Origin of the sequence: Streptomyces chryseus (genome assembly GCF_014650755.1) — a bacterium.
In the GTDB taxonomy this organism is placed as follows: domain Bacteria; phylum Actinomycetota; class Actinomycetes; order Streptomycetales; family Streptomycetaceae; genus Streptomyces; species Streptomyces chryseus.
This window is the reverse complement of the sequence record NZ_BMVO01000005.1, coordinates 267,554-281,103: the sequence shown is the minus strand read 5'-3', so window position 1 is coordinate 281,103 and position 13,550 is coordinate 267,554. Positions and strand designations below refer to the sequence as shown.

The following is a 13,550-nucleotide window of genomic DNA, read 5'->3' as shown; positions in this document are numbered from 1 at the left end:
GGAGCGAGTGAGCCGCATGGCACTGGAAGAGAAACGGGCCTGGAGCATGCTCCTGGTCGCGATCGTGTCGTACGCCGTCTTCCTGGCCCTGGTCCTCGGGCGGGCCGGCGACGAGCCGCTCGCCCGGACGCCGTACGTGGCCGCGCTGCTGTGGACGGTCGGCGGGGCGATCGTCGCGAACATCGTGCTCCACATCGCGCTGGCGGCCCTGTCCCCCGAGGACGCGGACACCAAGGACCAGCGCGATCGGGAGATCCACCGCTTCGGCGAGCACGTCGGGCAGTCGTTCGTGGTGCTCGGCGGCGTGGCGGGGCTCGTGCTGGCCATGGCCGGTTCCGACCAGTTCTGGATCGCCAACGCGATCTACCTGGCGTTCGTCCTGTCGTCGCTGCTCGGATCGGTGACGAAGATCGTCTCGTACCGGCTGGGGTTCCACCCGTGGTGAAACCGACCAGGGTCACCAACGCGATCCGCGCCCTGCGCTTCACCCACGGCGAGATGACGCAGGCCGAACTCGCCGGCCGCATCGGCGTCTCGCGCCAGACCGTCATCGCCATCGAGCAGGGCCGCTACTCCCCGTCGCTGGAGATGGCCTTCCAGATCGCCCGGGTCTTCGGGGTTCCGCTCGACGAAGTGTTCCAGTACCCCCACGACACCACGGGAGAGACCCCATGAAGGCCATGACCCATGCCACCTACGGACCGACGTCGGTGCTGCGCCTCGAAGAGATCGACCGGCCGGTTCCCGGCAGCGGCGAGGTGCTGGTACGGATCCACGCGGCCTCGGTCGACCCGGGCGTCTGGCACCTCATGGCGGGCATGCCGTACCTGATCCGCGCCATGGGCTTCGGCCTGCGGGCGCCGAAGGCCCGGGTCAGGGGCCAGGACCTGGCGGGACGCGTGGAGTTGGTCGGGCCGGACGTCACCCGCTTCCGGCCGGGCGACGAGGTGTACGGGACCTGTGACGGGTCGTTCGCCGAGTACACCTGCGCCAAGGAGGAGAACCTCGCGCACAAGCCGGCGAACCTCACCTTCGAACAGGCTGCCGCCGTCCCGGTCTCCGGCGTCACCGCCCTCCAGGCCGTACGCGACGCCGGACGGCTGACCTCGGGACAGTCCGTCCTCGTCATCGGCGCGGGCGGCGGGATCGGCCACTTCGCCGTACAGCTCGCCAAGGCCCTCGGCGCCCACGTCACCGGCGTGTGCAGCACGTCCAAGGCCGACCTGGTCCGCTCGCTGGGCGCCGACGAGGTCGTCGACTACACGCGCGAGGACGCCACCGACGGCTCCCGGCGCTACGACCTCGTCCTCGACACCGCCGGCAACCGCCCCCTGGCCGCGCTGCGCCGCGCCCTCGCCCCGCGCGGCACGCTCGTCATCATCGGCGGCGAGGGCGGCGGCGACTGGATCGGCGGCAACGGCCGGCAGTTGCGGGCGCTGCTGCTGTCGCCGTTCACCGGCCAGCGGCTGCGCGGGCTCGCGGTCATGAATCTGCGCCACGGCGACCTCGACGCCCTCCGGGAGTTCATCGAGGCGGGCTCGTTGACACCGGTCGTCGACCGGACCTGTCCGCTGGCCGAAGTCCCGCAGGCGATAGACGACCTGATGGCAGGTCGGGTACGGGGCAAGATCGTCGTACGGATCTAGGGTGCGCCCGCTCCGCCGTCCGCGCCCTGCGGCGCGCCCGCCGTGAGCACGGCAGGACCGAGCGCCGCCCCGCCCGCGAAGGTGAGGGCGTTGTCGGCGGCGTACGCGAGGACTCCGCCGTGCAGGAAGCCGTTCTGCTGGCGCAGTTCGTCGCGGACGGCGACTTCCAGGACGGCCGCCCCGTCGCCGAACGCGGTGATCCGCGCCCCGAGCAGCCGGCTGAACGGCTGGCTGTCGAGGACCTTCTGGGCCGTGGCCAGGTCGAACCCCATCGCGTTCACCACCGCACCGGAAGACGCCGCACGCCCCGCATGAGCAGCCCGGGCAGCCAGTCCAGCGGTCCGCCGTCCGGGTCGAGTGCCAGGTCCGGGCAGCGTTCGAGCAGGGTGCGGACGGCGATGCGGCCCTCCATGCGGGCCAGCGGGGCGCCGAGGCAGAAGTGCAGGCCGTGGCCGAAGGCGAGGTGTCCTGGGCCCTTGCCGGCGACGGCGGTGCGCGTGATGTCGAAGCGGTCCGGGTCGGGGAACCGGGCGGCGTCACGGTCCCCGGCGGCGAGCGAGACCAGGACCGCTTCGCCGGCCGGGATGACGAGGCCGCCGACCTCGACGGGCTCACGGGTGAAGCGGAAGGTGGCGTTCTCCACCGGTCCGTCGTAGCGCAGCATCTCTTCGACCGCGCTGTCGACGAGTCCGAAGTCGGCTCGCAGCGCGGCCAGTTGCTCAGGATGGGCGAGGAGGGCCCGTACCCCGTTGGAGATCAGGTTGACCGTCGTCTCGTGGCCGGCGATGAGCAGCAGGAAGGCCATGCCGATGAGTTCGTCGCGGGTGAGCCGGTCGCCGTCCTCGGCCTGCGTCCTGATGAGCGCGCTCAGCAGGTCGTCACCGGGCGCGGACGCGGCCTTGTCCTCGACGAGTTCGGCGAGGTAGGCGCTCATGGCCCGCACGGCGTCACCCTCCGCCCCGGCACCGGTCGGCGCGACGATCTCGTTCGACCAGGCGCGGAAGGAGGCCCGGTCCAGGTCCGGTACGCCGAGGAGTTCGCAGATGACCGTCATGGGCAGCGGGAAGGCGAGCGCCTCGACGAGGTCGGCCGTACGGCTGCCCGCGGACGTCATCGCGTCCAGCAGTTCGTCCGTGACGCTCTGGACCTTGGGCCGCAGCGCCTCGATCCGGCGGGCGGTGAACTCCCCCGCGACGAGTTTGCGCAGCCGCGTGTGGTGGGGCGGGTCGGTCTCCAGCATGTTGGCGTTGACCGGGTCGGCGGTCGCCTCCCACAGGCCCGAGGTCTTCCAGTCCTTGCTGAGGCGCGGGTCGGCGAGCGCCCGGCGCGCCTCGTCGTGGCCGACTATCAGCCACATCCGGTCGACGTCGTCCGTCCTGATCAGATGGGCGGGACCGGCCTCGCGCAGTTTCGCGTAGTGCGGATAGGGGTCGGCCGCCAACTCATCGGCGTGTCCCCTGAGATCGACGACTTTCATGCTCCCCGCCCTTCGTCGGTCCGCCGGAGGCCGCCCACCGGCCCTCGCCCGGTCAGCGTACGTCGCCGCCCTCGTCGAGGAGGCCCGCGTCGTGCACCAGCAGGGCGATCTGGACACGGTTGTTGAGGCCCAGCTTGGCCAGGACGCGCGACACGTGGGTCTTGACCGTCGGCACGCTCATGTAGAGCGTCGCGGCGATCTCCGCGTTGGACTGCCCCCGGCCGACGCCGACGGCCACCTCGCGCTCGCGCTCGGCGAGCCCGTCGAGCCGCCGCGCCGCCGTGGGCCGGCGGGGATCGGCCGAGGACTCGGCGACATGGCTCATCAGCTGCCGGGTGACCGCCGGGGAGAGCACCGGATCGCCCGCCGCCACCCGCCGCACCGACTCGACGATCTGCGCGGGCGGGGTGTCCTTCAGTACGAACCCGGCCGCCCCGGCGCGCAGCGCCCGCAGCACCTGTTCGTCGGCGTGGAAGGTGGTGAGGACGACGACTTCGGGAGCGTCGGGCCGGCCGCGCAGCACCTCGGTCGCCGCCAGGCCGTCCATGACGGGCATCCGGATGTCCATGAGGACCACGTCGGGCCGGTGCCGGTCGGTCAGCGCGGCGGCCTCGGAGCCGTCCGCCGCCTCCCCCACGATCTCGATGTCGTCGGCCCCGCCGAGCATGAAGGTGAGCCCGGCCCGTACGAGCGGGTCGTCGTCGACGATGAGCAGCCTGATGGTCATGCGGCCCACGGTAGCCAGGCGCCGACCCGGAACCCGCCGTCGGGCGTCGGTCCGTGGGCGAGCCGGCCGCCGGCGAGCGCGGCCCGTTCGGTCAGGCCGATGAGGCCCTGGCCGGAGCCGGGGACGGGCGGGGGGTCGTCCCCGGGGGCGGGGTTGCGCACCTCGACGGTGAGGCCGTCGCCCGGGGCGCCGGTCAGCGTCAGGGTGACCTCGGCGCCGGGCGCGTGCTTGCGGGCGTTGGTGAGGCACTCCTGGGCGATGCGGTAGACGTTGCGGCCGGTGGCGGCGGGGACGTCCTCGGGCCCGTCGATGCGGTTGTCCAGGGTCACCTTCATGCCGGCCTCGCGGGACTCCGCGACGAGGGCGTCGAGGGTGGCGAGGGTGGGCTGCGGCCGGTGTTCGTCGCCGGCGACGGGCCCGCGCAGTACGCCGATGACGTCACGCAGGTCGTTGAGTGCCTCGTGCGCGCTGTCGCGGATCACGCCGGCGGCCCGGGCCACCTCGGCGGGCGGGGCGTCGGGGCGGAATTCGAGGGCGCCGGCGTGGACGCTGAGCAGGGTCAGGCGGTGTGCGAGCACGTCGTGCATCTCGCGCGCGATGTCCTCCCTGGCCAGCCGCTGCGCCTTCTCGGCGCGCAGGGCGGCCTCGGCCTCGGCGCGGCGTGCCCGGTCGCGCAGCGACACGACGAGCTGGCGGCGGGAGCGGACGAACATGCCCCACCCGATGACCAGCAGCACGATCACGAGGGTCGCGACGGCGGAGACCACGAAGGGCAGGGTGGGGTCGGGGCGCAGTACCGCCTGCGTCAGACCGCCCACGACGGCGGCGGAGCCGACGGCGGCGACCACCTTGAACGGGCGGTGCACCGTGAGCGTGAACAGCGCGACGAGCTCGGCGCCGGACGCGACGGGCGCCACGGTGGAAACGGCGACGAGGGCGACGGCCAGGCCCACCGGCCAGCGCCGCCGCACCCACAGGGCGCAGCAGGCCGCGGCGCCGACGAGCTGGTCGAGGAAGACGATGAACGGGGGGTTGCCGACGCTGTCGGCGACATCGGCCGCGGCGATGCCGAGGAGCGCGGCGAACAGGAACATGAGGATGTCGACGAACCAGTCCCGCGGAGTACGGCGCGGCCGCCGGATCCGGTCCCCCGGCAGATCGGGGTCGGCCATCGCCGAGGGCTGGAGCCAGCGGTACTCCTGATCGGTCATGTCGGCAAAACTACGGTCACGGAGGCCGGTTCCCGGCACCGGAGCGGCGGACGGCGACCAAAGTCGCGAAGTCTCGGACTTTCGGCGCACCATCCGGTTCCGACGGCCGACGCGGCGGGCCTCCGGGCGGCGCGACGATCGGCCCATGAAGAAGATTCTTGAGGTCGCCGGGTTCGTGCTGTTCGTGGCCGGCGCGTCCGGTCTGGTGCACGGAGTCACCGGGTGGATGCCGAAGTTCTTCGGGTTCCTTCAGTTGCTGCCGTTCCTTCGGGGTCACGAGATCTACACGAACATCGTGCTCGCGGTCGTGGGCGTGGCCCTGATGGCCGCCTCCGACCGCTTCCCCCGGCGGGCGTAGGGGACGGGCGGCTGCCCGTCGCGTCCGGGCGGGGCGCTACGGCCGCGTCCCCGCCCGCCGTCCCCACGTCGTCCCGGCCAGCACCAGCACGCCGCCCAGGAGGCCGGCCGCGCCGAGCCGTTCGCCGCCGATCGCGATACCGGCGGCCGCCGCCCACAGGGGCTCCGTGCCGAGGAGGAGGCTGACGCGGGACGGGGAGGTACGGCGTACCGCCCACATCTGCGTGAAGAACGCGAAGAGCGTGCAGAAGACGGAGAGGAAGACCAGCCCCGTCCACTCGCGCGGCCCGAAGCCCGCCGCGACCGTCCAGGGCGCCGGGCCCGTGCCGGGGACGGCCGCCAGGACCACGAACACCGCGACCGCGCCGCCCAGTTGCACCGTCGTGAGCGACAGCGCGTCCGCGCCCCGCACGGACTTCGTCCGGGCCATGGCGAGCACGTGCACGGTGCGCGCCCCGGCCGCCAGCAGCATCAGCAGGTCACCGAGCGAGGGCGTGGTGAAGCCGCCGCCCTGTGTCAGGAGCACCACTCCGGCCACCGAGAGCCCCGCCGCGCCCAGGAACGCCCGGGGCGGCCTGGTCCGCGTCACCACGGCCTCCGCGAGCGGCGTGAAGATCATGGTGAGGCTGATGATGAGCCCGGCGTTGGTGGCCGAGGTGTGCACGACGCCGTACGTCTCCAGCAGGAAGATCACGCTCAGTACGAGCCCGAGCGCCCCCGCGCCGCGCCACTGCGCGGCCGTCAGTGTGCGCAGCTTGCGCCGGCCGACGGCGACGAGCACCGGCAGGACGAGGGCGAAGCGCAGGACCAGGACGGCGACCACGGTCCGCGCTGTGGTGATGTCCTTGGCCGCGAGGTAGCTCGCACCCCAGACGACGGCGACGAGCAGGACGGGCAGGTCGGTGAGCCACGCGGCCCCGCCCTGCGACGCGACCGCGGGGCCGGGTGCGGGCGCCCGCGTGGGCGCCGGTACGGGCGTGGGTACGGGTACGGCGTTCGGCGATGATGCGGCGGCCACGGTCGCGGTCTCCCCCGGGAAAGGCGGTGTGGAGACTTCGGTGGCTCGCACGCGGAACGATCACCGTAGCGGCGCGGCCCTCACTCGTCGAGCGCGAAGGTGCCGTACGACGCCCTGCCGGCGGCCCGGTACGTGTGAATGGCGATCCCGGACTCGGTGGTGCCGCTCCGCGTCAGCTCGAACGAGGTCGGCAGCCCGCCGTCGTCGAACAGCCGCTGCCCCGCGCCGAGTACGACAGGGAAGAACAGCAGGTTGTACTCGTCGATGAGGTCGCGGCGCATCAAGGACCGCGCGAGCGCGCCGCTGCCGTGGATCTGCAGTTCGCGGCCCGGCAGCTCCTTCAGACGCGCGACCTCTTGTGCGATGTCCCCGGACATGACGGTGGAGTTGTTCCAGTCGGCCTTGTCCAGGGTCGTGGACGCGACGTACTTCGGCAGGGCGTTGAGCCGGCCGGCCACCGGATCGCTCTCGTCGGTGACCTTCGGCCAGTACCCGGCGAAGATCTCGTACGTACGCCGTCCGAGCAGGAACGCGTCGACGCGGTCGAACACCCCGGTCATGAAACGGTTCATGCCCTCGTCGGCGAAGGGGACCACCCAGCCGCCCTGCTCGAACCCGCCGCTGGTGTCCTCGTCCGGGCCGCCCGGCGCCTGCATGACGCCGTCGAGGGTGAGGAATGTGGTGAGCGTGATCTTCATGGCCCGCAGCCCTTCTTCGGTACCTGTCCTTGCGTGTCACCAGCTCTGACTCCACGCTCGCACGGAAGTCATCGGCGGACCCGGACACCGCGTCCGTTTGCCGCCAGCGCCGGCGGCTCCCCGCCGATTTCCTTGAACCCGCAACCACCAATGAGTTGCGCGACCTGGGGAAGAGGCACGTGACATGGCTTCACTGAACGGCAGGGCGGCTCTCGTCACCGGCGGCAGCCGGGGCATCGGCGCGGCGATCGCCCTGCGGCTGGCGCAGGAGGGCGCGGACGTGGCCCTCACGTACGTACGGGACGAGCAGGGCGCCCATGAGGTCGTCCGGAAGATCGAGTCGGCGGGCCGGCGGGGCGTCGCCCTGCGGGCCGACGCGGCGGACCCGGCAGCGGTCACCGCCGTGGTGGGCCGCGCCGCCGACGAGCTCGGCCGCCTCGACATCCTGGTCAACAACGCCGGAATCGGCGTACTCGGCCCGATCGAGACCCTCACCCTCGCGGACATCGACCAGGTGCTGGCCGTGAACGTACGGGCGGTCTTCCTGGCCTCGCGGGCCGCGGCCGGCAGGATGGAGCGCGGCGGCCGGATCATCCCCATCGGCAGCTGCATGGCCCAGCGGGTGCCGGGTCCCGGCGGCACGCTCTACACGACGAGCAAGGCGGCGCTGACCGGCCTGACGAAGGCGCTGGCGCGGGAGCTGGGCAGCCGGGGCATCACGGTCAACCTCGTCCACCCGGGACCGATCGACACGGACATGAACCCGGCGGACGGCCCGTACGCCGCGTCGCAGAGCGGGCTGACGGCCCTCGGCCGGTTCGGCACCGCGGACGAGGTGGCGTCGGTGGTGGCGTTCCTGGCGGGCGACGAGGCCGCCTACATGACGGGGTCCGAGGTGGTGGTCGACGGCGGCCACGCGGCGTAACGCCGGCGGAGAGGAACGGAGTGCACCGGGGCCGTCGCGACCCGGTGCACTCCGCGTTCAGTGGTCCGGCGGCCGTGTCAGCCGCCGAGCTCCTGGTGGCGGGCCGCGAGGCGCGACGCGCCGGTCCCGGTCAGGGAGCCGAAGAGGCGCAGGCGCGAGACGCCGCCGTCCGGGAAGATGTCCATCCGGATCTCGGTGGCCGCGGGGGCCGCGTCCAGCACGAAGCGGTGGTTCGTGTCGGGCTGGAGCCGGGTCCGGGGCAGGATCTCGGTCCATTCGCCGTCGGCGCCGTCGCGTGCCGAGAGCGCCGCCCAGCCCGCCGAGTTGCCCTTGAGGTACGCCGTGTCGATCTCGACGGCGCGGATCTCGGCCTGCTCCACCAGGTGGTAGTGGATCCAGTCGTTGCCCTTGTCGCGGCGGCGGCGAGTCTCCCAGCCGTCGTCCATCTTGTGCGAGCGGCCCGGCTGGATGGTGTTGGTGGCCGGGGAGTAGAAGCGGTCGGAGGCGTCCTCGACCCGGCCGCCGTTCTCCAGGGCGACGAGGTCGAACGTACCGAGGGTGGCGAGCCAGGCCGGGTCGGGTGCGACCTCGCCGTACACGCGCAGGCGGGCGATGCCGCCGTCGGGGTGCTGGTTGACGCGCAGGTGCGTGAAGCGCTGCTCGACGTCGACGGCGAAGCCGTTGGCCGCGTGGCCGCCGACTGCCGTACGGGGGACGAGGGTCACCCACTTCACGTCACCGGCCAGCAGGTCCTCGGGCGAGGGCGAGCCCGGCACCGACGTGGCCTCGACCGAGACGGCCTGGGGGTAGTTGCCCCGGAAGTGGGCGGTGTCGACGACGATGCCGCGTACGACGCCGGGCGCTCCCAGGCGTACGAGCGCCCAGTCGTGGTCCTCGTCGGTCGGGTGGGGCTGCTGGGCGCTGACGCCCCGGCGGCGGCGGGTCTCCCAGCCGTCCATGATCTTGCCCTTGTGCCCGAAGTGCTCCGGGTCGAACTCGGCGGCGCCGGTCCGCAGCATGTTCTCGCGCTCGGCGAAGAACTCGTCGTTGGCCGCGATCACGCCCGCGCCGAGCCGCCGGTCGGCGAGGTCCGCGAAGTGGGTGAAGGGGAAGTCGGCGGTGCGGTAGTCGGCGTACGGGTCGCCGCCGCCGTACGGGTTCGCGTCACCGGTGAAGGAGGGGATCGCCACGGTCAGTTGTTCCTTTCGAGCAGCCGGCCGGTCGGTTCGGCCAGAGTGCCGTTGTCGGCGATGCGTACGCCCCGCAGCCAGGTCGACCTGACGACGCCGTGCAGGGTCTTGCCCGCGTACGCCGTCACCTGGTTGCGGTGGTGCAGCTCAGCCGGGTCGACGGTGAAGGTCTCGTCGGGCGCGAGCACCGCGAAGTCGGCGTCGCGGCCGGCCTCGATCGCGCCCTTGCTCGCCAGGCCCGCGAGCTCGGCGGGCGCGGCGGACATCCAGCGCACCACGTCCTCCAGCGAGTGGCCGCGGCGCCGGGCCTCGGTCCAGATCGCGGGCAGGCCCAGCTGGAGCGAGGAGATGCCGCCCCACGCGGAGGCGAAGTCGGGGGTCTTGAGGTCGGTGGTGCACGGCGAGTGGTCGGAGACGATGCAGTCGATCGTCCCGTCCGCGAGCCCCTGCCACAGCGCGTCCTGGTTCTCGGCCTCGCGGATCGGCGGGCAGCACTTGAACTCGGTCGCCCCGTCCGGGACTTCCTCGGCGGTGAGGGTGAGGAAGTGCGGGCAGGACTCGACGGTGATGCGCACGCCCTCGCGCTTCGCGGCGGCGATGAGCGGCAGGGCGTCCGAGGACGACAGGTGCAGCACGTGGACGCGGGCGCCGAGGCGCTTGGCGTGGGCGATCAGACCCTCGATCGCGGTGTTCTCGGCGTCGCGCGGCCGGGAGGCGAGGAAGTCGGCGTACGCCGGGCCGCTCTTCTGCGGGGCGGTCTCCAGATGGTGCGGGTCCTCGGCGTGCACGATCAACTGGCCGCCGAAGCCGGTGATCTCGGCCATCGAGCGGGCGAGCTGCTCCTGGTCGAGCTCCGGGAACTCCTCCACGCCCGAGGGCGAGAGGAAGCACTTGAAGCCGAAGACGCCGGCGTCGTACAGCGGCCGCAGGTCCTTCACGTTGGACGGGATCGCGCCGCCCCAGAAGCCGACGTCGATGTGCGCCTTGCTGCGGGCCACGTCCTGCTTGGTGCGCAGGTTGTCGACCGTGGTGGTCGGCGGCAGGGAGTTCAGCGGCATGTCGAGGAGCGTGGTGATGCCGCCGGCGGCGGCCGCGCGGGTGGCGGTCCAGAAGCCCTCCCACGCGGTGCGGCCGGGGTCGTTCACATGGACGTGGGTGTCGACGAGGCCGGGCAGCAGGACGTCGTCCGCGAAGTCCTCCAGCCGGGCGCCGGCCGGCACCTCGGCGTCGTACGGCAGCACAGCCGCGATCTTCCCGTCGGCGACGGCCACCGATGCGGCGCGCGTCCCCTCGGGGGTGACGACGCGCGTCGAGCGCAGTACGAGGTCCACGTCGGGCACCCTGTCCCTCACTTTCGTACAGGAAGAAATTCAACGAACTGTTGAAGGAGTCTTCACTTCGGGGGTGCGGCCCGTCAAGAGCACCCTGCCCAGTTAGACGTTTCCACAAAGTGGAAGTGGAATTTCGAGCAGCAGAAGGTGACTATGTACGAGGAGAGTGTCCTTCCTTCATCCTCGGTGACCGCCGACACAGGGACAAACGCCCTCTGACCGGCAGGGACGGCATGACGCGGACCGTGTGCTCCGCGCACCCGCCGGGTAGGCTGCTGCCTTGCCATTCCGCCTCGAAAGGACCGTTGACGTGCCGTCGTCCAACGCCACCACCGACGCTTCCAAATCTGCCGCGCCCAGCGGTGGTGTGCAGTCCCTTGAGCGCGCCTTCGACCTGCTGGAGCGGATGGCCGACGCGGGCGGCGAGGTCGGGCTCAGCGAGCTCTCGGCCAGCAGCGGCCTGCCGCTTCCCACGATCCACCGCCTGATGCGCACCCTGGTCGCCTGCGGTTACGTACGTCAGCAGACGAACCGCCGGTACTCGCTCGGCCCGCGCCTGATCCGCCTCGGCGAGAGCGCGTCCCGGCTGCTCGGCACCTGGGCCCGCCCGTACCTCGCGCGCCTGGTCGAGGAGACCGGCGAGACCGCGAACATGGCGCTGCTGGACGGCGACGAGATCGTGTACGTCGCCCAGGTGCCCTCGAAGCACTCGATGCGGATGTTCACCGAGGTCGGCCGCCGCGTGCTCCCCCACTCCACGGGCGTCGGCAAGGCGCTGCTCGCGCACACCCCGCCGGAGGAGGTGCGCGCCCTGCTCGCCCGTACGGGCATGCCGACCGCCACCGAGAAGACCATCACCACCCCCGAGGGCTTCCTGGCGGCCCTGGAGCAGGTCCGCAGGGCCGGTTACGCCGTGGACGACGGCGAGCAGGAGATCGGGGTCCGCTGCCTGGCGGTCCCGGTGCCGCACTCCCCCACCGCCGCCGCCATCTCGATCTCCGGACCGGCGGGCCGGGTGACGGAGGCGGCGACCGAGAAGATCGTCCCGATACTCCAGGAGGTCGCCCAGGACCTCTCGGTCGTGCTCACCAACAACGGCACGCAGGGCTGACCCCCAGCGGGGATCACACCGGTGCGCGATCGGCCCGCACCCGGCCGTCCGCGATCGTCACCACGGCGTCGGTCCGCTCCAGGTGCGCCCGGTCGTGGGTGACCAGGACGGTCGCCGTACCCCGCTCACGGGTCAGCGCGGCCAGCAGGTCCTGCACGGCCGCGCCCCGCTCGTGGTCCAGGGCGCTGGTCGGTTCGTCGACCAGCAGGACCGCGGGGTCGTTCATCAGCGCGCGGGCGATGTTCACCCGCTGGCGCTGACCGCCCGACAGCTCGTGCGGGCGGCGGCCCGCCTTGTCCCCGAGCCCCACCGCGTCGAGCAGCTCCCGCGCCCGGTCGCGGACCCGGCGGGGCGGGCGCCCCGACAGGTGGGCCATCACCTGGAGCTGTTCGGCAGAGGTGAGCGACGGCAGCAGGTTCGGCTGCTGGAAGACGATACCGACACGGGTGCGCCGCAGCTCCGCGCGCTCGGCCCGGCTCAGGGGGCCCGTGTCCGTGCCGGCGACGACTACCCTTCCGCGGTCCGGCGGAACGAGCGTCGCGGCGACCGCGAGCAGACTCGACTTGCCGGAACCGGACGGTCCGACAACGGCCGTGAGCGAGCCGGCCGCGACCTCCAGCGAGACGCCGTCGAGGGCGGTCAGCCGGGCGTCGCCGTCGGGGTAGGTGAGGCTCACACGCGTGAGGGACAGGGTCATCGGACGCTCCCGAGGGCGACGAGGGGATCGACGGCGGTGATGCGCCGGACGGCGAGTGCGGCGCCGGCCAGGCCGAGGCCGGCGATGACGGCGGCGGGGAGGAGCAGCGTCACGGGGTCGAGGACGAACGGGACCGCGCCGGCGACGGCGCGGCCGGCCGGCACGGTGAGCGCGGTGCCCAGGACCGTACCCGCGCCCAGCAGCAGGACGGCCTGGCCGAGCGCGTCGCGCAGCAGGTACGGCGTGGAGGCGCCGAGCGCCTTGAGGACGGCGATGTCACCGCCGCGCTGGATCGTCCAGACGGTGAAGAACGCGCCGACGACGAGCGCCGAGATGGTGAAGAGGAAGCCCCGCATGAGCCGGAGCGAGCCGTTCTCCGCGTCGTGGGAGGCCAGCGCGCTCAGTGAGCCGTCGAGATCGCGGGACTCGGTGCCCGCCGCCCGGTCGCCGGCCGCCGGGTCGGCACCTCCGTTGGTGGTCAGGGCGACGACGGTGGCCTGGTCGGGCGCGTCCCCGCCGCCCCCCGGGACGAGCCGCTGCCAGTCGTCGAGCGAGGTCCACACCACGGGCGTGTGACTGTACGACTCCTCCCCCCGGACGGCGGCGACGGTCAGCTCCACGTCGCCGATCCGCACCGGGTCGCCGGGCGCGGCGCCCAGTTCCTCGGCGGCCCGTACCGACAGCACGGCCCGGCCGGACCGGAAGCCCTCGACGGCCGGCGCCGGCGACGATCCGGGCTCGGCGCCGAACACCGAGACGGCGGCCGTCCGCTCCCCGGCCCGCGCCTCCGTGGTCCGGATGCCCAGCGGCTCGGCCGCGGTGACACCGGGCTGCCGGGCCCAGGCGCGCCATGCGTCCTCGGTCAGCGAGGAGTGGGTGAACGACACCTCCTGCCCCTCGGGCGGCCGGTCGAAGGCCAGCCGGTCGGCGGTCAGCGAGGTGATGGCCGAGGTGTTGTCCCTGGCCAGCCCGGCGGTGAGACCGGACAGCAGGCCGACGAGCAGCGTGATCAGCACGACGACCGTGCCCATGAGCGCGAACCGGCCCCGGGCGAACCGGAGATCTTTCCATGCGACGAACATGGTCCCAGCCTGTCCGCGCGGACGGGTGAGGACATCGCACCGCGGATCACCCCGACATCAATCCTTCGGTTGACGGAGCG

The 13,550-nt window shown here is 72.8% G+C and carries 15 protein-coding genes and 1 pseudogene; 6 read left to right on the top strand and 10 right to left on the bottom strand.

Going from position 1 to position 13,550, the window contains the following annotated elements:
- Positions 1 to 16: 16 nt before the first annotated feature.
- Genes IE185_RS11950 through IE185_RS11940 form a run of 3 tightly spaced genes read left to right on the top strand, consistent with a single transcriptional unit; the run spans position 17 to position 1,646 of the window.
- A complete protein-coding gene (locus IE185_RS11950; protein WP_138895938.1) occupies positions 17 to 445 on the top strand; it encodes a hypothetical protein in 429 nt (142 codons plus the stop codon).
- Positions 439 to 675, top strand: a complete 237-nt coding sequence (locus tag IE185_RS11945; protein ID WP_138895937.1) for a helix-turn-helix transcriptional regulator — start codon at positions 439 to 441, stop codon at positions 673 to 675. The genes IE185_RS11950 and IE185_RS11945 overlap by 7 nt, the downstream gene beginning before the upstream one ends.
- Positions 672 to 1,646, top strand: coding sequence for an NAD(P)-dependent alcohol dehydrogenase (locus IE185_RS11940; RefSeq protein WP_138895936.1), 975 nt, complete (start codon positions 672 to 674; stop codon positions 1,644 to 1,646). Before IE185_RS11945 ends, IE185_RS11940 begins: the two co-directional genes overlap by 4 nt.
- Before the next feature lie 35 nt (positions 1,647 to 1,681).
- Here IE185_RS11940 and IE185_RS11935 read toward each other — a convergent pair.
- From IE185_RS11935 to IE185_RS11920, 4 genes and pseudogenes are all read right to left on the bottom strand, one after another.
- Positions 1,682 to 1,918: pseudogene (locus IE185_RS11935) on the bottom strand (PaaI family thioesterase); the annotation flags it as partial.
- 5 nt (positions 1,919 to 1,923) lie between these two features.
- Positions 1,924 to 3,123 carry a cytochrome P450 family protein gene (locus IE185_RS11930; protein WP_138895935.1) on the bottom strand — a complete coding sequence of 400 codons (1,200 nt, stop codon included), beginning with the start codon at positions 3,121 to 3,123 and terminating at the stop codon, positions 1,924 to 1,926.
- Between the two features lie 52 nt (positions 3,124 to 3,175).
- The gene (locus IE185_RS11925) at positions 3,176 to 3,850 is read right to left on the bottom strand and encodes a response regulator (RefSeq protein ID WP_170198314.1); all 675 of its coding nucleotides are present in this window, start codon (positions 3,848 to 3,850) and stop codon (positions 3,176 to 3,178) included.
- On the bottom strand, positions 3,847 to 5,061 hold the full coding sequence (locus IE185_RS11920) for a sensor histidine kinase (RefSeq protein WP_189715128.1): 1,215 nt from the start codon (positions 5,059 to 5,061) through the stop codon (positions 3,847 to 3,849). Before IE185_RS11920 ends, IE185_RS11925 begins: the two co-directional genes overlap by 4 nt.
- 145 nt (positions 5,062 to 5,206) lie before the next feature.
- Between IE185_RS11920 and IE185_RS11915 the strand changes: the two genes are divergently transcribed.
- On the top strand, positions 5,207 to 5,419 hold the full coding sequence (locus IE185_RS11915; RefSeq protein WP_138896983.1) for a hypothetical protein: 213 nt from the start codon (positions 5,207 to 5,209) through the stop codon (positions 5,417 to 5,419).
- Between the two features lie 36 nt (positions 5,420 to 5,455).
- On the opposite strand, the gene IE185_RS11910 is transcribed toward IE185_RS11915, so the two are convergent.
- Together IE185_RS11910 and IE185_RS11905 are read right to left on the bottom strand one after the other, a co-directional pair.
- A complete protein-coding gene (locus tag IE185_RS11910) occupies positions 5,456 to 6,316 on the bottom strand; it encodes a DMT family transporter (RefSeq protein ID WP_229843461.1) in 861 nt (286 codons plus the stop codon).
- 200 nt (positions 6,317 to 6,516) lie between these two features.
- Positions 6,517 to 7,134, bottom strand: a complete 618-nt coding sequence (locus IE185_RS11905; RefSeq protein ID WP_138896981.1) for a dihydrofolate reductase family protein — start codon at positions 7,132 to 7,134, stop codon at positions 6,517 to 6,519.
- Positions 7,135 to 7,318: 184 nt separating this feature from the next.
- Between IE185_RS11905 and IE185_RS11900 the strand changes: the two genes are divergently transcribed.
- On the top strand, positions 7,319 to 8,059 hold the full coding sequence (locus IE185_RS11900; RefSeq protein WP_138896980.1) for an SDR family NAD(P)-dependent oxidoreductase: 741 nt from the start codon (positions 7,319 to 7,321) through the stop codon (positions 8,057 to 8,059).
- 77 nt (positions 8,060 to 8,136) lie between these two features.
- Here the strand turns inward: IE185_RS11900 and alc are convergent, their stop codons facing one another.
- Entirely contained in the window at positions 8,137 to 9,255 is a 1,119-nt protein-coding gene (gene alc / locus IE185_RS11895) for an allantoicase (RefSeq protein WP_138896979.1), read from the bottom strand.
- Entirely contained in the window at positions 9,252 to 10,601 is a 1,350-nt protein-coding gene (gene allB / locus IE185_RS11890; RefSeq protein ID WP_229843449.1) for an allantoinase AllB, read from the bottom strand. The genes alc and allB overlap by 4 nt, the downstream gene beginning before the upstream one ends.
- A 289-nt stretch (positions 10,602 to 10,890) precedes the next feature.
- Here allB and IE185_RS11885 point away from each other — a divergent pair, with 289 nt between their 5' ends.
- Entirely contained in the window at positions 10,891 to 11,691 is an 801-nt protein-coding gene (locus IE185_RS11885; RefSeq protein ID WP_138896977.1) for an IclR family transcriptional regulator, read from the top strand.
- Positions 11,692 to 11,704: 13 nt separating this feature from the next.
- Here the strand turns inward: IE185_RS11885 and IE185_RS11880 are convergent, their stop codons facing one another.
- Together IE185_RS11880 and IE185_RS11875 are read right to left on the bottom strand one after the other, a co-directional pair.
- Positions 11,705 to 12,388, bottom strand: coding sequence for an ABC transporter ATP-binding protein (locus tag IE185_RS11880; protein ID WP_138896976.1), 684 nt, complete (start codon positions 12,386 to 12,388; stop codon positions 11,705 to 11,707).
- A complete protein-coding gene (locus IE185_RS11875) occupies positions 12,385 to 13,470 on the bottom strand; it encodes an ABC transporter permease (protein ID WP_138896975.1) in 1,086 nt (361 codons plus the stop codon). The genes IE185_RS11880 and IE185_RS11875 overlap by 4 nt, the downstream gene beginning before the upstream one ends.
- Positions 13,471 to 13,550: the final 80 nt, after the last annotated feature.